We start from the raw sequence: 20,939 nt of genomic DNA, 5'->3' as shown, positions 1-20,939 counted from the left end.
TTCTTAGGCAAACTCTTTGACCAGTTGGATAAAGAGATTGATCGCTGTCGGCATCGCTTCCTCATCAATATCGAAGCGAGGATGGTGGTGCGGATACGCGCTCTTTTCGCTGTTCATTCCGATAAAGACATACGCGCCCGGCTTCTTTTGCAAATAGTAGGAGAAGTCTTCGCCCCCCATCACCGGGTCCACGACAACAAGATGCTCGCTGCCGATGTTTTGGGCAACCACGCGCTCCACAAATTGGCTCATCTCTTTGTCATTGACCAGAGCCGGCGTCCCCCAGTCTACTTCAAAGGTTCCTTTGGCACCGAAAGCGGCGCAGATTCCCTCCACAGTGCTCTTCATTTCAGCGGCCAGCGCTTGGCGAGTCGCTTCCGAATGAGAGCGGAACGTTCCGGACATAAACGCTTGGCTCGGAATGATGTTGTAGGTTGTCCCTGCCTCGATCTTGCCAACGGAAATCACAGCCGGCTCAATCGCATTCATCCGGCGTCCGACAATCCCCTGAAGGGCCCCGATGATGTGGCTGGCGATGTAGATCGGATCAACCGTCTCATGCGGCATCGAGCCATGCCCGCCTTTTCCTTCAATGGTGATTCGGTAATCGTCGGCGGAAGCCATCATGGCACCGTAGGTAATGCCGATCTTCCCTTTCTCAAACGGCTGCCAGAGGTGCAGACCAAACACTGCATCCGCTTGATCAATGGCACCCTGCGCCACCAGCTTTTCCGCACCGCTCGGCAGCATCTCCTCAGAGGACTGGAACAGGAACAGCACATTTGACTTCACTTCCTGCCGGTTTTCCACCATCCATTTGGCAGCCGCCAGCAAAATTGCAGTATGCCCGTCGTGGCCGCAGACGTGAGCGACTCCCTGACGCTTGGAAATATACCCCTCTTTGTCGCCTTCCTCCAAAATCGGAAGGGCGTCAATATCGGCGCGCAGCGCAATGGTTTTCTTTCCTTCGGTTCCCTTTAAAAAACCGACAACGCTCGGGGCGGGATAATCGAGAATTTCAATTCCCAATTCTTCTAAACATTTTCGGATGTACGCGGATGTTTCAAACTCTTCTCCAGACAATTCCGGATTTTGGTGCAAATAACGACGGTGACCGACAGCCCACTCCGCAAGCGAAGGTGTGCACAAGGTGGCAGTCATACAATCACGCTCCTATTCTTTTCGATTAAAATGGTCCGTACCCGATCAACTGCGCGATGATCACAGCGACAGCGCCAATGCCGTACTGGGTGAGAATCAGCGGCCATATCCATTTTACCCAGCGAATCCATGGAATTCCAGCGACGGCCAGGCCCGCCATGAAATAGCCGGAGGTCGGTGTCAGGATATTGGAGATGCCGTCTCCAAACTGGAAAGCGAGAACGGCCGTTTGTCGGGTGACGCCCACCAGATCGGCAAGCGGCGTTACGATCGGCATCGTGAGTGCAGCCTGTCCGCTACCCGAGGGGACGATGAAGTTGACCAGACTTTGCAGTACCAGCATGCCAAAGGCAGAAAACGCCGGGGGAACCTGATTAATCGCAGTTGCCGCATAATACAGCATGGTATCCAGAATATGTCCATCATTTAAAACAACGACAATCGCGCGGGCCACACCGATGACGAGCGCGCCCGAAATCAGTCCGGCGGCTCCCTTCAGGAAGGAATCGACAACGGTATTGGCAGAGAGGCGCCCAATCAACCCGATAATAATTCCCAATAGAAGGAAAAGTCCGGCAATTTCCGTAATATACCAACCGTATTCAATTACCCCAAAAGCAAGGACGACAAAGTTGATCAAAAAGCAGGTCAAAATCCATTTGTGGGCAGTCGTCAAAACGACTTCACTGCGCAGCAAATCCGCTGAGCTCTTCCCTTCATAGTTGCCGAAAAAGCCATAGCCGCGCTCTTTTTTTACCTTCATCGCGTAGCGATAGACAAAGCCGACCGAGACCGCATACATGACGACAAATACCCCGATGCGATACCCGGCACCGGAGAATGTAGGCAATTCAGCGATCCCCTGCGCCACGCCAACGGTAAACGGATTCATAATAGCGGAGGTAAAACCAACGGAGGCGCCGACCAGAACAATCGCTGCACCTGTTAGCGCGTCAAAGCCAAGTGCAATCGCAAGCGGGATCATGATCGCGATGTAAGGGATGGTCTCTTCGGCCATACCCATCAGTGTTCCGCCCATCGCAAAGAAGAACATCATGATCGGAATCAGCCATTTTTCCTGATTTTGCAGTTTGCGGGACAGGGTGACAATCAAAGCTTCAATCGCACCGGTTGCCGTCAGAATGCCGAAGGTTCCGCCAATAATCAACACGAAAAAGATGATACTGGATGCTTCCACCATACCGGTATGCACGCTGTTGACAAGTCCAAGGGGTTTGACCGGTGATGATTCGATAAATGTAAAGGATTGCGGATCAACAACGCTTCTGCCGTTTACGTCTACCCGGGCATACTCCCCCGCTGGGATGAGATAGGTCAATACAACCGCGATCGCAATCACTGCAAAAAGCAGGGCGAACACATTGATTTCCTTTACCCTGGACAATGCAGAATTGGTGTTCAGCTCTGGTTGCGCCATTAAGTTTTCCCTCCCTAAACATTTTTAATCATATCACCTTTATAATTATACAATCAATTGTATAACGAGAGCTCACACTTATCGGTGAGCTCTCAGATATTCGGATACTTTTGCCAACCCTTGTTGCAGTACCTCTGTGCCGCAGGCATAGCCGATGCGGACATAGCCTTCCATGTCAAAACAGCTGCCCGGCGTCAAAAAGGCTCCTGTCGTTTTAAACAAGTCAATGCAAAATTCCTCGGACGGCATCGCGAGATCGATTTTCAGCATCGCTGTCGTTCCCGCTTGCGGCTTGACATAGGAAACGAGCGGTTCCTGCTGAACCCATTTATCGAGGATTTCCAGGTTGGTCCGGACGATCCCGAGATTGCGGTCCATGATCTTGTCGTAGTTTTTCAGCGCGTGAACGGCGAGGACATCATCAATCATGCCGCAGCTGATGGTATTGTAGTCGCGGTGCTTGACACACTCCTTGATCACATCGACAGGTGCCGCAATCCAGCCGAGGCGCAGGCCTGCCAGAGAGAATACCTTGGACAAGCTGCCCGTGCTGATTCCCTTTTCGTACAGATCGACGATCGACGGAATCACGGCCTCCGGGTCTTGATGCAAACCGCGATACACCTCATCACAGAGCAGGTAGGCGTCCACACTGCGGGCAATCTCCACGATTTCACGGAGCATCTCCTCTCCCATCAGTGCGCCGGACGGATTGTTCGGGTTGTTGATGCAGATCAGCTTGGTTTTCGGACTGACCATGCTTCGAAGCTCATCCAGATCGGGGAAAAAGCCGTTTTCCGGGCGCAGCTTCAGCAGTTTTACCTCAGCGCCGAAAGATTCTGGCACTGAATAGAGCTGCTGGTAGGTAGGATGCACGGAAATGACTTCATCTCCTGGCTCCACCAGCGAATAGAGAAGGAGGAAGTTAGCGCCGATCGCACCATTCATGGAGATTACATTTTCCGGCTTCATGGTTTTGTACAAACCGGCAACCAGGGAGCGGAATTCCGGCGACCCCTCGATGTGGCCGTAGGTCAGCTTCATTTTTGCCAGTTCCCCGAAAAAGGCTTCCGGCTCGGCCGACAGACGGATCAGCTCCTCCAGTGTCAAAGAGTCTACGCAGGTCTCGGCGATATTGTAGACCGCATCCATTTCATACTCATTCATCCACTCTTCAACTTTAAACGGTTTGACTTGCATCTCTTTCATACTCCTCCTTTTTCATAGAATTCCTCATTAGAGTTCGACGACGGTGCCTGCCCCCAGCTTTTCTGCCTCCGCCAGCACGAGGTCGGCGGTCAATAAATCCTGGATGGCAATACCCGTGCTGTCGAAGATGGTAATCTCCACGGCTGACTGACGTCCCGCGACCCGTCCGAGGATCACTTCGCCGATCTCTGCCACGATTACCTCTGGGGTGACGATCGCTTTTTTGATCGCGGTCTCCAGCTCACCTACGTTCACAGACTGCGTCACATCGTCGACAAATACGCGGGCCCCTGGAAACAGCCGCTCGTCTATCTCTTGCTTGCCCTCCATATCCGCACCGATACAGGTAATATGCGTCCCGGGCTTCACCCAGTCTTTCTGAATCAGCGGCTGGCGAGCTGAGGTGGCAGTGATGATGATATCTGCTTCTCTTGTTGTCTGTTCGATGTTTTCGACGGGGACAAACTCAATCTGGCAACGCTTACTGTACGTCTCCCGCAGCTCATCCTGGTCGTTGAATTGCAGAGCGATCATGTTTAGCAGCTTCTCCTGGATTTTCTCACAGAAGGCCTCGGCCCGTTCATAGGAGCGCGCATTGTAAACCGATACTTTTTTCACATTTTCCATGGAAACCAGGGTAGCCAAAATTTGGAAGGGAGCCTGATGTCCGCTGCCGATGACGAGGAGATGCTCCGATTCCGGGCGGGCCAGGTATTTGGCTCCAATTCCGCCTGCTGCTCCCGTGCGCATGCAGGTGATGTGTTCGCCGCTGAGAATTCCCTTCGGCACGCCTGTCCGGCTGTCCAAGACCATGACCGTGCCGATCAATTGGGGCAGATTTTTCTCGGTGTTCCCGCCAAACCAGGAAACCAGCTTCATGCCAAAGATATTGGCCCCTGTCAGATGACCCGATTTGATGTCCATGTCCGCCTTGCCCGGTTCAAATTCGTGAAAAACCAGCGGAAACAGGGTTGCTTCTTGCTGGGCTTTTAAGGTATAAGCCTGTTCGACTTTCTCAATAACACTCTTCATGTCCAAAATCTGTTCGATCGTCTTCTGGTTGATGACGCGAAAAGGCAACATGCACAACACTCCTTTTCTCTCTTGCTGTTCTTTTGCCTAACAGTAACACAGTTGGAATCAGCGAAAAAATGAGAAAACATAATAGTAATCATTATGAAAACTTTTGCAATCGATTTGGAGTGAAAGACCGCCGCTATGCACTTTTCCTGTGGCCGGTATTGGCGACAGATCTTACAGAAAAGCCCTGTATTGGCAGATACAAATAGACCCGGTATCTGCACGATACTGGGTCTTTTGCTTGCGTTTGTATGTTCTCTTTTGCAGTCGTTCTGTAGTTTTGGCGGGTAAATTTTGATCAAAGGCTTGTGACAAGTGGTTGTCTCAAGGCTTTCTTCGCTTAAAAACCGTAATCACTTCGCGGGAAGCGCCATGCGACTGATTGGTATCGAAGCAGGAAATCAGCTCCCAGCCTTCTGCTCCGAGCTTGTTCAGCATATCCTGGAATTCGTCCACATCCAGCTTGCCTCCAAGAAAACCCCCGGTGTGTACCTTCATGCTCCGGTATTCCCACTTCTCCATGTATAGATTCCTCCCTATTCGCTATTGCCTTTTTTCTTTTCCTTTTTGGGGGCAGGACTTTTCCTGCCCAGCTTGTGCTTGATATAAAGGTATTGCTCAATCTCTCGCAGCAGATAAAACAGAGCCGCCTGCGTCTCGAACTCATCGCGCGTCTGCGGAAGCGGCGACTGCAGGATTTCCTCGCGCATCACGCTCAGCTTGTCCAAAAACCGGTAGGCCGTATTGCCAGGATGAATCGAATGGCTCAAATGATCGAGAAAGTCTGCGATCTGATGCCCCTGCGGCACCTGGACGTTTAGCGTCGATACGATGGGCAGCATCCGTTCGAGATAGTCAAACTGCTTTTCCCGCATGACAAAGTACTCGTAGTAGGTGTCTTCCTCCCTGCGACCAATCCGGTTCTCCACTTCGCGCACAGCGAGGAGCTTGGCTTCCTTCAGCATTTTCTCCGTCTCGATCATCTCATGTCCGTCCCAGTCGCTCTGACCGTGGCGGAGGTAGTAGCAGAATTCTTGCAAAATGGTGGCAAAATTGCGCTCAACTGCCGACTGCATCCCCTTTAGCTCTTTCTCCAGACTGGGCATGTAGAGATTGGCCAGCAGAGCCACGCCTACACCGATGACGATCAGCGCCAGCTCGTTGCCGATGACATGCAGATCCATCCGCTGCAAGGAATAGAGATGCAAAAGGACGACCATGCTGGTCACAAATCCTTCCTGAATGCCCAAGCGCACGGCCAGCGGCAAAAAGGTGAGGATCAAAAGGGTCAGCGTAACAGGCTGAAAACCCAGGAGTGCATACAAAGTGACGCCCACCACCAGTCCAAGCAAGCAGGCAAGAAATCGGTTCAGTGCCGTGCGAAACGACTGTTTTCGCGTCACCTGGATGCAGAGAATCGTGATGATTCCCGCCGATGCGTAAAAAGCAAGGCCCAGCTGCTGGGCGATCAGTATGGAGATTCCGGTTCCGATGGCAGTTTTAATGGTTCGGTATCCGAGCTTCAAGGCCATGATTTTGTCCAATCCTTCGCGTGTACTTGATGAGCAAATGATTCGTTTCCATCCTCTTATACAGTAGCAAAAAGACGGAGGAAAACAAAGAGACGGATCAACAATCGTTTGAGTTGCCAAAGCGGAGTCGTTTTCGCACCAAAGAAAAAAAGCTGCCGACTTTCTCGACAGCCTGATCCTCTCATAATAAGAGAGCACTTTTATTTGCAGTAGCCACGCTGAGTTGTGAAACAGCCATGCTGCTTGGTTGATGCTGCTATTTCAGCGTCACTTCAACCCCATCGGCCACTGCCCAGTCGCCTGCAGGCGCAACCTTGTACGTAGTGCCCGCTTCCAAAGCGCCATCCTTCAGCTCAAAAATGCCGGTCGCTCCCTTGCGGCTTGTCAGCTTGTAGGTCGCTGTCAGCTCCGTGCCATCTGGAGCCTTCAAAAGAATGCTGCGCACTGCGAAAAGTTCGTCTTTCGGGTCATCTGCCAGGGTGAGCGTCAATGTTTTTTCGTCTGTCGCCACCACATTTTGAATGGAAAGCGGTGCTTTTTCGGCTGCGACAAACGTGTTTTTCTCCAGCGTTGCCCAGTCCGCAGATACGGTATACTTGGTGCCCGGCTTCAGCTTTTGTCCGTCAGGCAGACGGAACTTCGGTGCTTGGCGGCCATCTGTCGCTTGCGTGAAGAGAACGTAGGAGGCTGTCATCGGCTCTCCGCCCTCCGGCGTGATCGTGACGGTCATATCTCTCATCGAGGAGAGGATTTCATAGGTTTTTCCGTTGCTTTGGTTGTTCTCATCAAGAGCGAAAGCATTTGGCCTTGAATTGCGATAGGCCATGATGACGTTGCCATAATCCGTTACGCCGTCCTCCAGTCTGGACTCCACTTCAAAGGTGTCGTTCGCCACCTGTTGTGTGGAACGGAGCTTCAGCTTTTCGGGATTGCCTGCAAATGTCCCTGCTTTTTTCCCTTTGTAACTCAGGGAGTACGTTGTCCCTGCTTTTTGCACCGTAGTCGGCACAATATAGGTAGCCTCTGTTCCAGTCATCAACTGCGGCAGGTTACGAATTTCAAGGCCATTGTCAAAGACGAAGTTTTTCTTCGCATTTTCCAGCTCCACTTCTTCTGGTGTCAAAGGAGCGGAAAATTTGACGACCAGCGTAATGGCGTTCTGGGCTTCGATGCTCGTCACATGGGCTTCGTTCTCCTGCTGGACAGGACGCTTCGCTTCCACGATCAGATATGCCGCGTAAGCCCTGGACGCCACCGCATTTGTCTGTGCACTGCCCAAGATTTTTTCGAGAGTGTCCCTATCCGTTTTTTGTGCTTTTGCGATGGTATCAATCAGTTCCTTCATTGATACTGGCTGATTCGGTAAAAATTGCTGGCCATCAGCAGTCATGATTCCAGCGGAGACGGCCGCGTTCACATACGGATAAAACCAATCGCCTTGTTTCACATCGGAAAAGCCAGCGCTTGTTTGAACAATGGGCAAACCGTATGCCGTTACTGCAACCTTGGCCAGCTCGGCGCGGGTAATCACTTGCTGCGGTCTGAGCTCTTCTGCGCCGTATCCGGCAAATACCTTTTGTTCAACCAGGGCTTGTACAGCGGCCCGGTAAGCGCCTGCTTTGTTCATATCAGAAAAGATTTCCGCCGCACCCGCTGTCTGATAAGGGGCCAGAACCGCTGTGCCGATGGCAGCCGCAGCCAGCAAGCCGGTGAATGCTTTTGTACTCTTGCGTTTCATTTGAATTCGCTCCTTCCATCCAAGAGGATTTTTACTCTTCCTAGGATAGAAGGCAAATCTAAACCGCGGTTAAATCAGTCCTTAAAAAAGTCTTAACAGAAGCAAAAAATTTGCTAAACAGCATTCTTTTTTCCTATACGGTAAACCGATAACCTGCTCCCCAGACTGTCTCAATATACTGTGGGTGGGAAGGATCAGCCTCTATCTTTTCCCGAAGCTTGCGGATGTGAACAGTAACGGTGGAGATATCCCCCGCCGAGTCCAACCCCCAGATGCGTTCAAACAAATGCTCCTTACTGAAGACGCGATTGGGATGCGCGGCGAAAAACGCCAGGAGATCAAATTCCTTTGTGGTAAAGGAAACCTCTCCTTCATTTACAAAAACGCGCCGCGAAGCCTTGTCAATCCTGAGGCCGCGTATCAGGATTTCATCGCTCTGCATCTCCCGGCCTCCCAGCAATCGGTCGTACCTGGCCAAATGGGCCTTGACGCGTGCCACCAGCTCTCCCGGACTGAACGGCTTGATGACGTAGTCGTCCGCTCCCAGCCCCAACCCTCTGATTTTATCGATCTCTTCCTTCCTGGCCGTCACCATCAGGATCGGGATGTCTTTCACCGCACGAATCTGTTTGCACAGCTCGAAGCCATCGACTCCAGGCAGCATGACATCGAGAATAACGAGATCATACGCACCTTCGATCGCCTTGACAAGCCCCTTCTCCCCGGATTGTTCTACGCCAACAGAAAACCCATTTATTTCCAGGTAATCCCGCTGAAGCTCGGCTATACTCGTATCGTCTTCCACGACGAGAATTCTCTTCGTCACACGCCCTCCTCCTTTTCTCTCGGCAGCGTAATCACAATGGTCAAGCCTTCACCCGGAACTGAGCTTGCCGCAATCGATCCGCGGTGCTCGTCGACGATCTGTTTGGCGATCGCCAGCCCTAGCCCGCTTCCGCCTGTTTCCGTGTTTCTCGATTTTTCTGCCCGGTAAAAACGGTCAAAAATATGCGGGGCGACATCAGGGTCGATTCCCGGACCATTGTCGGAGATTTCGATGGTTACCTGCTTCTCCTCCGGACGGAGCCTGAACAGAATTCGCCTTTCCTGCTTGTCCATGTATTTCAAGCTGTTGTCCAGAATATTTGCCAAGACCCTTCTCAGCTTTTCCCGGTCGGCCAGTACGAAAGCCGGTGACGCTTCCGCTTTTTCGTAAAGCACGGTCACCCCTTGCTCTTCCAGGTCAAATTTTCGCTCACTCAGATAATCATCCAGAAAGGCTGTCAGATCGATCCGTTCAAAGGTAAACGGCAGTTTTCCGAGGTCCAGTCTGGAGAACAGAAACAGCTCGTCGATCAGTCTGTCCATGCCTTTTGCCTTGCGGGCGATGGTATCCAGATACTTTTCCCGCTTTTCCGGCGTGTCGGCCACTCCGTCCCGAATGCCCTCGACATAGCCGAGAATTGAAGTAATGGGGGTTCGCAAATCATGTGAAATGTTGGAAATCAGCTCTTTGCGATTTTCTTCGTATTGCAGTTGAAGCTCCACGGACTCTTTCAGCTTTCTCCGCATGTCTTCAAACGTTTGTGACAGCTGACCAATCTCATCTTGCCCCGATGATTCAATGCGAAAATCCAGCTCGCCGTCCCTGATTCTCTCCGCCGCTGTCTTCAAGCGGTCTATCGGCAGCACGATGCTGCGTGAGACAAGAAAATTAAGCAATCCATTCATCAGTGCCAGCATCAACAGCAAAAACAGAATCAGTACCGGCAAAAGACTTCGGGCCAGCTCGGCGTAGGGGCTTACCTCTTTCATAACGTAAACGCCGCCCTCCGTCTTGTCTGTGTATGCAAAGTCAAATTTGACATAGGTGAAAAAATGGCCGTCTGTCTCGAGGATGTCACGCACATGGAGGTTGGCCATTTCATACGGCGGGAGTGCCGCGTTCATCCCCGCAACCTGCAGCACAGGCGACGCATAATAGATCTCCGTCCCCTTGCGAACGAGGATGCCTGCTTTCACAGGTTCCAGTCTTTGCTCCAGCTCCTGCAGGAATTGCTGATCCAGCAATTGCTCGGGGCTGCTTTTGGAGAGAAATTTGGTTTCCACCGATACGGTCTCCTCCGGCTCGGTCAGCGGCATGACTGCGTACCGACTGGTGTACAATTCGCGTACATGCTGAATATCTCCGGTCAGCGCGATGGCGATCAGAAAGATCGCCGCGATAAATAACAGGATCGTCGTAACAAGCATGGCTGTATAGGAAAGCAGTAATCGAATGCGAATAGACATGGTCACTCCTCCCACACTCATCTTACACGAAAGAGCATTGGGCGCAAATTATTGGCTGAGCGAGTATTCTCTTATAGCGGCTTTTCTAACTAAATAATTTTAGAATCGGAGCCGTAGTGAGAAGAAGCATGTTTCCCTGCTTAGCTCCGTATTCCGCCCGCAAGGGAGTATGACTGTCCGCTCCGGGGTGATTCGCGGGGGAGGCGCAAAAGGAGTACCGCTCCGAGGTCATCCCACGTTGCGCTCCTTTTTCCCGCGAATCACCCCTCCGCTGGGCAAGGGCTCCACAGTCGCAACGCAGGGAAACATGCTTCTTCTCGCAACCGTTGCTATTCAAAAATGTGTAGGGAAGAGCCACGAAGAACTAATGATTTATTGTACTAACGTTACAAACGCTAAAAACTCTCCCCCCAAACTTTTCAAACTTCCAAACTCTCCAACTCCCCAGATTCTCCAATCTCCGAACCGCAAAATCCCCAAACCGCAATATCCTGATACGCAAAAAAAAAGCGGGAGGTATCTCCCGCTTTCACCTGTGCTGTTATGAACTTGATAGCATGTTGGTTCATGAAGCGCATGATCCCATCATTTTCGCTCAAGCACAAGATGGCCTCATCTCTTTTTCGCAAAAATATCAAAGCGGTTCCAAACTTCTTCCAGCATCTCCAGCCGGTCGGTGAACTCCTGTGTTTTTTGCTTCCCGACATAGGTGATCAAGGAGTTGATCAGGCTGAGCGGAGCCACGAAGGAATCGATGAAGGTGGGCATTTGGCTCGACGCGGTGAGCGAGACGTGCGCGTGCGGAATCAGCGGCGACAAGAGATTGTCGGTAATCGCCAACGTGGTTGCACCTTTGTCCTTGGCAAACGAGAGAATTTCTATCGTGCTGTTCGTGTAGCGGGAAAAGCTGATGCCGATCACCACGTCTTTTTCGTTGACAGCGTACAGCTTTTCAGGAAAATTGTCGCCTGATGATACGAGCTCGGTGTTGCCCAGCATCATGTTCAGGTAGTACTGCAGGAAAACTCCCAGCGAGAGGGCGCTGCGGCTGGCGACGACGTAGACACGCTCGGCCTGCAGCAACAGCCGCACCGCTTCGCGAAAAGCCGCCACATCCAGCTTTTCCATCGTCGCCTTGATGTTGGCGATGTCGTCCTGAAACACCTCGTAGACGCCCAGCTCTTCTTCGTCGTAGATCTCCTGCGACATTTTCAACCGCTCTGCTGTCGTCAACTGCTGCTGCACCGAATCCTGCATGTACTGCTGAAGCTCGGGATAGCCGGAATAGCCGAGAAAGGTAGCAAAGCGGACCACAGTCGCCTCACTCACCCCCGATAGCTTGGCCAGCTTGCCGACCGTGAGAAACGGCACCGTATTTTGATTTTGCAGGATGTAATTGGCGATTTTCAGTTGCGATTTACTCATTTCTTGCATGTGTTCCGCAATATGCTGGTAGACGTTTGACATGTGTACGGTGAGCTTACCTCCTTACGCGACGAATCGCTTCATGATGCGCCTCCAATGTCTTGGCAATATCGGCTTCCGTATGCACAACCGCCATCGAGTAGCGGTTCAACGGCTTGGTGTAGATGCCCAGCTTGAGCAGCTCATAATCGATTTTTTTGCGGAGGGCATTGTCCGCCTGATTCATATCCCGATAGTTGCGAATCGGCTGATCCGTCAGAATGATGTTGAAAATGCTGCCCATGCCGACGGTCTGCATGGTGATTCCGTGCTGACGATAGACATCCTCCAGGCCCTGACGAAGCGATTGAGTACGGGCAAATAGCTGTTCCATCGCTCCTTCTTCCTCCAGAATGCCGATGGTGGCGAGACCTGCCGCCAAAATCGTCGGATGGCCGTTGTAGGTACCGCTGTGAAAGAGCACCTCTGCCTTGCCGCTCTTGGCTGCGCCCGCCGTCAAAATGTCTTTGCCATCGCGGGGAGCGCTGACCATCATGATCTCCTCTTTGCCGCCTACGGCACCGACTGGAAAGCCTCCGCCCAGCACTTTGCCCAGCGCTGTCAAATCAGGAGTGACGCCATACGCCTGCTGGGCCCCTCCCAGCGAAATGCGGAAGCCTGTTTTGACCTCGTCAAAGATCAGCAGAATGCCCAGCTCTTCCGTAATTGCCCGCAGACCTTTGAGGAAAGCAGATTCAGCCGGGATAAATCCGCCCTGGATTGGCTCCAGGATAACCGCCGCCACCTCACTTTGATGAGTACGCAGGATTGCTTCTGTCGCCTCCAGATCATTAAAAGGAAGAATGATGGTATTTTCGACGTAGTAATCGGGAATTCCTTTTGATTCCGGCACCACATGGGGGCGGTCTGACGGACCTGCCTCGTCAGTATCGGGATTGACACTGAGCAGCACCTGATCGTAACCTCCGTGATAGTGTCCTTCAAATTTGGCCAGCTTCCCTTTCCCGGTATAGGCCATCGCCATTCGAATCGACAAGAGTGTCGCTTCCAAACCGGAGTTGGTATAGCGGACCATCTCAATCCCCGGATACAGGTCGATCAGCTTCTCAGCCATTACGGTCTCCATGCGGTGCGGGGTGCCAAAAATCGTCGTGCCCGCCTCCTGCATCTGGCGCACCACTGCTTCAAACACCTGCTGATGGCCGTGACCGGCAATCAAAGCCCCGTAGCAGAGCAGGTAATCGATGTACTCATTTCCGTCCACGTCGTACAGCTTGCTGCCCTGTCCGCGCTCCATCAGGATGGGATGGGGCGGGAAAAATTTAATACCGGCTGTAACGCCACCCGGGATGACTTTACACGCTTTTTCAAAATAGGTTTGAGACTTGCTCATTTGTTCAGACAAGAGCATGGGTGTTCTCCCCTTTTGAAGTTTTTTTTCATTTTTATTATATGTTTGAAATTTTTATTTCACAAGGAGAAAAAAGAACCACATTCCCTTTTATCCTTCCGATACGCCGGCTATCTGTTGCTTCTCAGCTCCCGCCCTTCTTTTCTGAAGCAGCCAAATCGTCAGGAGAACGCCCATGCCCAGCACATCGCTAATCCAACCGGGATAAACCAGACAGACACCGCCGAGGAAGCAGATGATCCTCTCCGGCACCGTCGAAGGCGCTGCCAAATAACCGAAAAGACCCGCACTAACGCCAATCATCCCGATAATCGCCGTACAGATCGCCAAGGCTGCGGAGATCACCGTGGAATCGACCAGCACCAGCTCCGGCGACAGCACGAAGATATACGGTACGAGAAACGCAGCCACCCCGATCTTGGTTGCCAGGACGCCGGTGCGAAACGGATTGGCATTGGCCAAACCGGCGCCCGCGTAAGCTGCCAAAGCGACCGGCGGGGTAATATCCGCAACGATCCCGAAGTAAAAGACAAACATATGCGCCGCGATTACAGGCACGCCCAGCTCCTGCAGTGCCGGAGCAGCCATCGTGGCAGTGATCACGTAATTGGCCGTCGTCGGCAAGCCCATGCCCAGAATCAGACTGGTGACCATGGTCAGCAGCATCGTCAGGATCAGGACCCCGCCAGCCAGCGCAATGATTCCCGCCGCCGCCTTCAGCCCCAGTCCGGTCAATGTGACCACGCCGACGATGATTCCGGCTGCGGCACAGGCAGCAATTACGGCCAACGCCGTCCGCGCACCCTCCTCCAGAATGTTCAGTACATCGCGGATGCCAAGCCTGGTATCGCGATGAAAAAAGCTGACCAGAAATGCGGTGCCGATTCCCATCATGGCTGCCTTCATCGGCGTTTGTCCCGTTCCCAGAATGATGATGATGACCAGCAGCGGCAAAAAGAGATAGCCCTTTTTTCGGAGCAGCTCCCGCATCCGGGGAAGCTGCTCACGGGGCAGTCCCATGATGCCCATCCGTTTCGACTCCAGATGAATCGCCACGTAAATACCCGTAAAGTAAAGAATCGCGGGAATCAGCGCCGCCAGCGCAATTTGACTGTAAGGCATCCCGGTGAATTCGATCATCAGGAACGCGGCCGCCCCCATGATCGGCGGCATTAACTGGCCCCCTGTGGAGGCGGAGGCTTCTACGGCCGCAGCAAACTCAGGCTTATAACCTGTTTTGCGCATCAAGGGAATCGTAAACACGCCCGACCCTACTGTATTGGCTACGGAGCTGCCCGAGACCGTCCCTTGCAGGGCGCTGGAGATGACCGCCGCTTTGGCCGGACCGCCGACCAGACCTCCTGTCAGGGAGAAGGCCAGATCATTGAAAAACTGCCCGATTCCCGTCCGGTTCAGCACTACCCCGAAAAACAGAAAGAGGTAGATAAAGGTGGCGGAGATGCCGATCGGAATACCCAGAATCCCCTCTGTGCTGAGAAAGGAATGGGTTAAAATCCGCTCCACAGCAAAGCCTCTGTGAGAAAAGAGGCCCGGCATGTACGGACCGGCATAAGCGTAGACCAACGCCAGGGAAGCGACGATCACAATCGGTGTCCCGACGATTCGCCTGGCCGCCTCCAAAACCAGCAAAACTCCCAGACAAGCAACCGCAATATCCTGCTGAATGTAAGCTCCTGTCCGCGCAGCCAGCTCCTGATAATTCATCACGTGGTAAAACCCGGCCACCAGGGCGAGCAAAGCGAGGGTCACATCACTCCAGGGAATGCTTGTGTGCATCGTATCGCGCCTGCGTCCCCACCAAAAGAGCAGCAGACAGCCCGCAAATACGAGCGCCACCAGCCAACTGATCTCACCGCGCAGAAACAACCAGACGTCAATCCCCCCAAGCAAGCCGTAGAAGAGATGAACAGACGTGCTTTTCTGCTTGGGAGAGGTCTTCCCTGGAAACAGCAGAAACAGAATCCCGAGCCCCAGGCCAATATGAAAACCTCTCTGCTGCTGAGAGGGCAGCGTGCCAAAAAGAGCGGTGTAAAGGTGAAACAGCGTCAAGGCAATCCCCAGAAACGCAATCACAAGCGTCCATTTGCCGATGTTCTTTCGAAACCGATGCTCCTGTTCAAATTGTTCCAGCAGTTCCTGCGTCATCTATTTCATCCCTTTTTCCTTGTAGAACTTTTCAGCTCCCGGGTGAAGCGGAACCGTCACACCATCCAGGGCCTTTTGCAGATCAATCTGGCTGCCGATCGCATAGCCTTTGGCAATCTCCGGCTGTTTTTCGTACAGTGTTTTGGTCAACTGATAGACAATCTCCTCGGGCAGGTCCTCTCTGGCGTACATGACGGCCTGCATCGTAACCGTCGACACCGCCTGATCCTGTCCCTTGTAGGTTTTATCCGGAATCTGATAGGGAGTGTAAAAGGGGTGCTTGCTCATCAGCTCGGCCAGCTCCGGACCTTCGACAGGGAGAATCCGCACTTCTTTGGAGGTCGCGATATCCTCGATATTGGCTGCAGGCACACTGAGAATGGCAAAGGCCGCGTCCAGATTTCCGTCCTTCAGTTTGTCAGCCGCATCCGTAAACGTATCCTGAAAGGATTGAAAATCTCCCTGGCTCATCCCGAAAGCGATTAAAATTTGTTCCGCCGCTACCGCTGTCCCGCTTCCCGCCGGACCGATGGACACCCGTTTTCCCTTCAAATCGCGGATGCTTTGGATCGAACTGTTTTTGGGTGTAACGATCTGGACGACCTCCGGGTAGACAACGCCAATCGCTCTGATATTTTGGATCGGTTCGGTGAATTTGTCCCTCCCCTGAAAAGCGTCCTCGGCAATGCTGTTGATCGAAATGGCCAGCTCGGTCTCCTTGCTGCCTAAAAGGCGCATGTTTTCGACGGAAGCACCGGTGGACTGCACTGTCACATTCAGACCGTCAACAGACTCGTTCCATACATTTGCAATCGCCCCGCCCAAGGGGTAATAGGTACCGCCAGTGCCGCCGGTAGCCAGCAGATATTCCGTTGACTTTCCTGTTTGACCTGATTGACCTGTTTGACCTGTCTGCGCTGGCTGACTGCAAGCGGTGACCAGCATCATCACGGTCAGGATGGAAACGAGAAAAAACGAGTGAAATCTCTTCACAAAAACCCCTCCATTTCAAATTCCTTCCTCACCAAATGATATAGTAATATTCTGATTATTACAATATTTACTTCATTTTTGATTCAGTTTTGAAATGTTGTTTTCAAATTTTTAACCATTAGAAAAACTTGGCTTATCGCCAAGTCAAATAGTGAAAGCCTTAGCCTTAGCGAAATTAAACTTCCCAAAGTATAAAAAAAAGAACTGCCCATTTCAGTAGAAACAGACAGTTCTCCCTTATACATGATAAATCTCCCGAGTTCGATGATGCTCAGCTACGCTTACGCTACTTCCTTACTTGTTTTCCTTTTTCAGCTCCAGCAGTTGCTTGATCAGCTTGGCCATCTCAGCCCGAGTCAAGGTTCCATTCGGGTCAAAGCTGCCCTTGCCTGACTCGCTTAACAAGCCATGCGCATGGACGAGTGCTGCCGCCGGAACGGATTGCTTCGGCACGTCTTTATAGGGGGCGTTGAAAATCTCCGTTTTGTCCAAAAGATCCCCATACCCCAGCAGTCGCGCCACCAGATCCGCTGCCTCTGCGCGCGTAATCGCACGATCCGGCTCAAAACGCTTCCCTTCCTTGGCAATCACCCCTGCCTGAACCCCTTTTTGAATCACATTGTAAAGGGGATGCTTGGCGTCCACATCCTCAAACCGGTACGGCTGCCGCGCCTCATCATCGTCTGAGCGGAAGCTGCGGAACTGATAGTGAAACTCGATGCGATCCATCAGTCTTACCCAGATGGCTGCCGCTTCTCCGCGCGTAACTTCCTTGTCAGGCTCCACCTTTCCATCCGTAACGGTAAGCAATCCCTGGCGAATGGCAAACTGCAAATCTTCCTGATTGGGGTGGTCCGCGATGTCAGAGGCGCTTCCTTCGGGCTGTTGTTTTTTCAGATTGACCCATTCTCCCGAGTGGGCATCGACATAGCCGCTATCCCCGACATACCGGTAGACTAGGAGGGGATTAGAATTGTCCAACACTCCCCCAAAGTAACGCCCCTGCGGAAGATAGTATGTCAGCTTCACTTGTTTGTTTTCTTGCTCAGCTTTCTTTGCAGCTTCCCGGTCTATCTTGGCTTTAGCCTGTTCTTCCAGATTGACATGCTCTCTGCGCCAAAAATTCAGGGATTCTGCTTCTCCCGTCTCCGGATTGACGATAACTTCAAAATCGGCATCCTCAATCGGGATACCATCCTTCATCTTGCCAAACAGAATCGTATCGTATTTCCCGCGCTCCAATTGATCCGCCCGCAGTTTTTCCAAAGGAGGCCGGTTGATCAGATAAATCTCCCCGAGCTGATCGGAGAGAAGCGCCTTGACCAACTGCGTCGCACTCTCTACCGACTTTTCATAGGGAACTGCTTTTTCGATCTTCCTGTTTGTCTCTCGATTGTAAAAGCGATCCTTGCTGGAATACTCGATCAGTTGCCCGCGGTCACTGATCCGCAGCTCCACCTTGTCCACATTTTTCCCCTGGATGTGGAGCGGTGTGTACTCAAAGCTCCAGTTGCGCCTCTCGATGCCGTCTGGTCCTGAGCTGGAGCCGCTTCCCCGGTTGCCCTCCGAGCGATAGGAGCCCGGCAGAAGCTTGATAACCTGGTCGGCTATTTTTTGTGCCTCTTCCTTGGTAATCACTTGATCATCGTTTGCGCTCTTCCGCACCGTGGTTCCCAATGGCTTCAGGCTGCTCTCCGTCGCTTCCAGCCCGAGCTGGTTCAACGGCTTGCCGCTGTGCGCGTCGAGGAATTGGGGATCATGTTCCTGATAGCGATAAACCAACTGATATTTGCCACGGTCCTGTTCATATCGTCCCGTTAAAAAGGCCTTGTCCACATATACCAGTGACGGGCCAATCAGCTCAGCCATCCGCTTTTCTGCTTCCTCCTGATCGAGCACATCTTTGGGCGAGGGCAGCGTCCCGGTGTTCCACATCCGGTCATATCGAACAACCTCGCCGTTATTCGATACGACGACGGTGATCCCGTTTTCCAAAAATGGAATGTCATTTTCTATACGCGTAAAGGAGAATCCATACTCTCCCCAAGCAGAGAAGAACGGGGATGGGCCGGCAAACTCATTTGGTTTGGAAAGCTTTGCAATCTCTTCCTTGGCCGTTACCTTTTTCAGAAATTCCTCTGCTTTGGAAAGGGCTTTCTCTTCCCCGACATCTGTTTTTCCTGATCCGCTCTGCAATTCCTCTGTGTACTGGTAAAAGCGGAGCAATTGTCCTGTCTGTGCATCGATGGACATGAAGATTCTGCTGTCGCTGCCTTTTTCCCAGCTCACCTGCCAGGATGGCGGCTCGTTAAAAGGCCCTTCTGTAGCCGGATCAAGATAGGAAGCCCTCTCCAGCTTGTAGCCAGCCGGAATGGCGACATACCCCTCTGCCTTTTTTACCGCTTCTTCCCGCGACAGACTTTTGGCTCCTGCCTCTGCTGCGAATACAGCAGTTCCTCCTGCCAGATATCCTGATGGTGCTGCAAATGACGTCAACAACACGGCCGTAGACAGCCCCGCGATCATGCCCCAGGACTGTTTCCTCCTCGTCACTTTCATCCAACCCCTTTCTGGATTTTTCCACACTTCCCTATATTACCATTTATCTGGCAATATGAAAAATTGAGTTATCCTTTAGGATCAAATGAAATCGTTGTGATGTCATTTGGCGAAAAAAGACGCCCGAACGAAATTTCCACATCCGTTCGAGCGTTACTTTCTGCTTCGTTCAGGCGTGATGCCGCTTCTATTTTTGTTGAGCGGAAGCCTGGTTTTTCTTGAGTCGTTCACTTTGCTTGTCCAGGATGATCCATTCTCCGGTCACGGCATCGACCAAGCCTCTGTCGCCAACGTAGCGGTACACGAGGATCGGCGGTTTTTGTTCCTCGCCGAAAGAAAGCTTCATCGGGAGGTAGTAGGTTAGCATCGGACGCATATTTTCTTGCTCCAATTTTTTTGCTGCATCCAGATCTACTTTCGCTGTATTGGTCAGTTCCGTCAGATTCGGTTCCAACACTACTTGTTCTAGAGTTCCTACATAGCCTGTCTGGAAATTAACATGTACACGCAGCTTGCCTTGCGCGCTAGGGATGCCATTATGCAGCCAGCCAAACACAAACGGCGAATACCGCTCGTCCAGGTAGATCTCACCCAGGCGGTCAGGAAAAGTTTTTTTCATAAATGAAATCGCACGCTCTTTTGCTGTTTCGTAAGACACCTTTTCTTCTGCCTTTTGATCGGTATCTTTCTGATCTGTTGCTTTTTTTACTACATAGTTGAGCAATTCTCCCTGGTCAGTCACTCTGATGGAGACGGTTTCGATTTGGTTAGCTGGCTGTTGGGGTTTGTATTCAAACTGCCAAAACGAGACTTTATTTTCGTCTTGCCCCTCTGCCCGGCTCTCTTCTTTGACAAGTTGGTAGGAGCCTGGTACTTCTTTCAGCCATTCAAGGGCGAGTTTTTTCGCTTCCTCTTTGTCGATGCGTTGGATATCCTCTTTTTTGCGGACCGTGCTTCCAAGCGGTTTGTATGAAAATTCCCGCGCTTCCTCTCCTCCGCGATGAAGGGCCTTTCCTGAATGCGCATCCACATACTGCGGATCACGATCCTCATAAAGATAGACCAGTTTATACCTCGTGCTATCGTGGAGGGCTTCGTGATCCTCGAAGCTTAGCCCTGTGTTCAGAGAGAGTACATCCTGAACCATCAGAGAAGGCGTTGCTTTTTCAGCCAAGAGCTTTTTGGCCTCTTCTAATTTCAATACATTCTTTGCCTCGGGTAACGGAACGTCATTCCAAAATCGCAATAATTGAAGGATTTCCCCTTCTCCTGACACGATGACTTGATAGCTGTTTTCGATAAAGGGGATGCCGTTTTCGACTCGTGTAAAGGTGTAGGCAAAGTCCTTCTTGGAATCGTACATATTTTCAAAATGCTGTCCAAATTCATTGGGTTTGGACAGCTTCTGCCATTCTTCCTTGGGAATGACCTTGCTCAGAAAATCCTCCGCTTTTGAGCGAGCAGCAGCTTCGGCCACCCGCGGTGCCTCTGGCGCATTTTTGGCTGGTCTTACCAGGTATTGATAACTCAGCAGGTACCCCGTTCTCGCATCCATATGGATGACCAGGCTGCTCCTCTTCTCGGTAGTCCGCGAAACATCCGAATTTGGGCTCTTCCAGCTGAGGGTCCAGGTGGGCGGCGTCGAATTTTCACTCAAACTGGCCTCTTCGAATTTGAGCTCTTGCGGAATCCCCCCAAAATCCTGGATTTTCTGAATCGCTTCTTCCCTTGTGAGGACCACTTTTTTCGCTTCCGCTGCTGCGGCCGATACAACGGCTTCTCCTCCCAGAATACCTCCCGATGGCACAACAAACGTCGTCAACCAAACTGCCGCAGACAGCCCGGCTATCAGCCCCCGTGACAGTCTATTGCTTTTCACTTCGCCCAACCCCTTCCAGATTCTCTGCATAACCACCTTATTTTACCATAAATTTT

15 protein-coding genes are annotated in these 20,939 nt (G+C 51.9%); all 15 read right to left on the bottom strand.

The window, feature by feature from the left end; all coding sequences use genetic code 11:
- Positions 1-3: 3 nt before the first annotated feature.
- Positions 4-1,161, bottom strand: coding sequence for a M20 metallopeptidase family protein (locus NDK47_RS06625; protein WP_251874071.1), 1,158 nt, complete (start codon positions 1,159-1,161; stop codon positions 4-6).
- 25 nt (positions 1,162-1,186) lie between these two features.
- Positions 1,187-2,599, bottom strand: a complete 1,413-nt coding sequence (locus tag NDK47_RS06620) for a YfcC family protein (RefSeq protein ID WP_251874070.1) — start codon at positions 2,597-2,599, stop codon at positions 1,187-1,189.
- A 78-nt stretch (positions 2,600-2,677) separates the two neighbouring features.
- Positions 2,678-3,799, bottom strand: coding sequence for an aminotransferase (locus tag NDK47_RS06615; RefSeq protein ID WP_251876025.1), 1,122 nt, complete (start codon positions 3,797-3,799; stop codon positions 2,678-2,680).
- Positions 3,800-3,835: 36 nt separating this feature from the next.
- On the bottom strand, positions 3,836-4,891 hold the full coding sequence (locus NDK47_RS06610; RefSeq protein ID WP_251874069.1) for an ornithine cyclodeaminase family protein: 1,056 nt from the start codon (positions 4,889-4,891) through the stop codon (positions 3,836-3,838).
- Between the two features lie 321 nt (positions 4,892-5,212).
- Positions 5,213-5,410: a DUF4177 domain-containing protein gene (locus tag NDK47_RS06605; RefSeq protein ID WP_251874068.1), complete on the bottom strand. Its 198-nt coding sequence runs from the start codon at positions 5,408-5,410 to the stop codon at positions 5,213-5,215.
- A 14-nt stretch (positions 5,411-5,424) separates the two neighbouring features.
- A complete protein-coding gene (locus NDK47_RS06600; protein ID WP_251874067.1) occupies positions 5,425-6,420 on the bottom strand; it encodes an aromatic acid exporter family protein in 996 nt (331 codons plus the stop codon).
- A gap of 256 nt (positions 6,421-6,676) precedes the next feature.
- Complete coding sequence (locus tag NDK47_RS06595) at positions 6,677-8,158, bottom strand: S-layer homology domain-containing protein (RefSeq protein WP_251874066.1); 1,482 nt, start codon at positions 8,156-8,158, stop codon at positions 6,677-6,679.
- A gap of 133 nt (positions 8,159-8,291) precedes the next feature.
- Positions 8,292-8,984, bottom strand: coding sequence for a response regulator transcription factor (locus tag NDK47_RS06590; protein WP_251874065.1), 693 nt, complete (start codon positions 8,982-8,984; stop codon positions 8,292-8,294).
- On the bottom strand, positions 8,981-10,450 hold the full coding sequence (locus NDK47_RS06585) for a sensor histidine kinase (protein ID WP_251874064.1): 1,470 nt from the start codon (positions 10,448-10,450) through the stop codon (positions 8,981-8,983). Before NDK47_RS06585 ends, NDK47_RS06590 begins: the two co-directional genes overlap by 4 nt.
- Before the next feature lie 612 nt (positions 10,451-11,062).
- Positions 11,063-11,917 (bottom strand): MurR/RpiR family transcriptional regulator, encoded by an 855-nt coding sequence (locus tag NDK47_RS06580; RefSeq protein ID WP_251874063.1) that lies wholly within the window; start codon positions 11,915-11,917, stop codon positions 11,063-11,065.
- A gap of 13 nt (positions 11,918-11,930) precedes the next feature.
- The gene (locus NDK47_RS06575; protein ID WP_251874062.1) at positions 11,931-13,286 is read right to left on the bottom strand and encodes an aspartate aminotransferase family protein; all 1,356 of its coding nucleotides are present in this window, start codon (positions 13,284-13,286) and stop codon (positions 11,931-11,933) included.
- 90 nt (positions 13,287-13,376) lie between these two features.
- Positions 13,377-15,452 (bottom strand): TRAP transporter permease, encoded by a 2,076-nt coding sequence (locus NDK47_RS06570; RefSeq protein WP_251874061.1) that lies wholly within the window; start codon positions 15,450-15,452, stop codon positions 13,377-13,379.
- Complete coding sequence (locus NDK47_RS06565; RefSeq protein ID WP_251874060.1) at positions 15,453-16,445, bottom strand: TAXI family TRAP transporter solute-binding subunit; 993 nt, start codon at positions 16,443-16,445, stop codon at positions 15,453-15,455.
- A 294-nt stretch (positions 16,446-16,739) separates the two neighbouring features.
- Positions 16,740-18,998 (bottom strand): S-layer homology domain-containing protein, encoded by a 2,259-nt coding sequence (locus NDK47_RS06560; protein ID WP_251874059.1) that lies wholly within the window; start codon positions 18,996-18,998, stop codon positions 16,740-16,742.
- Positions 18,999-19,191: 193 nt separating this feature from the next.
- A complete protein-coding gene (locus tag NDK47_RS06555; RefSeq protein WP_251874058.1) occupies positions 19,192-20,883 on the bottom strand; it encodes a DUF4901 domain-containing protein in 1,692 nt (563 codons plus the stop codon).
- Between the last annotated feature and the right edge of the window lie 56 nt (positions 20,884-20,939).

Source organism: Brevibacillus ruminantium (genome assembly GCF_023746555.1).
GTDB classification, from domain to species: Bacteria; Bacillota; Bacilli; order Brevibacillales; family Brevibacillaceae; genus Brevibacillus; species Brevibacillus ruminantium.
Note: the sequence above shows the minus strand (reverse complement) of the source record. Positions and strands in the feature narration are given on the sequence as shown.

Bases quoted from the DNA above. Each gene is read 5' to 3' on its own strand.
- NDK47_RS06595 (WP_251874066.1), bottom strand. From the start codon at position 8,158: ATGAAACGCAAGAGTACAAAAGCATTCACCGGCTTGCTGGCTGCGGCT.
- NDK47_RS06585 (WP_251874064.1), bottom strand. From the start codon at position 10,450: ATGTCTATTCGCATTCGATTACTGCTTTCCTATACAGCCATGCTTGTT.
- NDK47_RS06605 (WP_251874068.1), bottom strand. From the start codon at position 5,410: ATGGAGAAGTGGGAATACCGGAGCATGAAGGTACACACCGGGGGTTTT.
- NDK47_RS06615 (WP_251876025.1), bottom strand. From the start codon at position 3,799: ATGCAAGTCAAACCGTTTAAAGTTGAAGAGTGGATGAATGAGTATGAA.
- NDK47_RS06600 (WP_251874067.1), bottom strand. From the start codon at position 6,420: ATGGCCTTGAAGCTCGGATACCGAACCATTAAAACTGCCATCGGAACC.
- NDK47_RS06620 (WP_251874070.1), bottom strand. From the start codon at position 2,599: ATGGCGCAACCAGAGCTGAACACCAATTCTGCATTGTCCAGGGTAAAG.
- NDK47_RS06625 (WP_251874071.1), bottom strand. From the start codon at position 1,161: ATGACTGCCACCTTGTGCACACCTTCGCTTGCGGAGTGGGCTGTCGGT.
- NDK47_RS06570 (WP_251874061.1), bottom strand. From the start codon at position 15,452: ATGACGCAGGAACTGCTGGAACAATTTGAACAGGAGCATCGGTTTCGA.
- NDK47_RS06610 (WP_251874069.1), bottom strand. From the start codon at position 4,891: ATGTTGCCTTTTCGCGTCATCAACCAGAAGACGATCGAACAGATTTTG.
- NDK47_RS06580 (WP_251874063.1), bottom strand. From the start codon at position 11,917: ATGTCAAACGTCTACCAGCATATTGCGGAACACATGCAAGAAATGAGT.
- NDK47_RS06575 (WP_251874062.1), bottom strand. From the start codon at position 13,286: ATGCTCTTGTCTGAACAAATGAGCAAGTCTCAAACCTATTTTGAAAAA.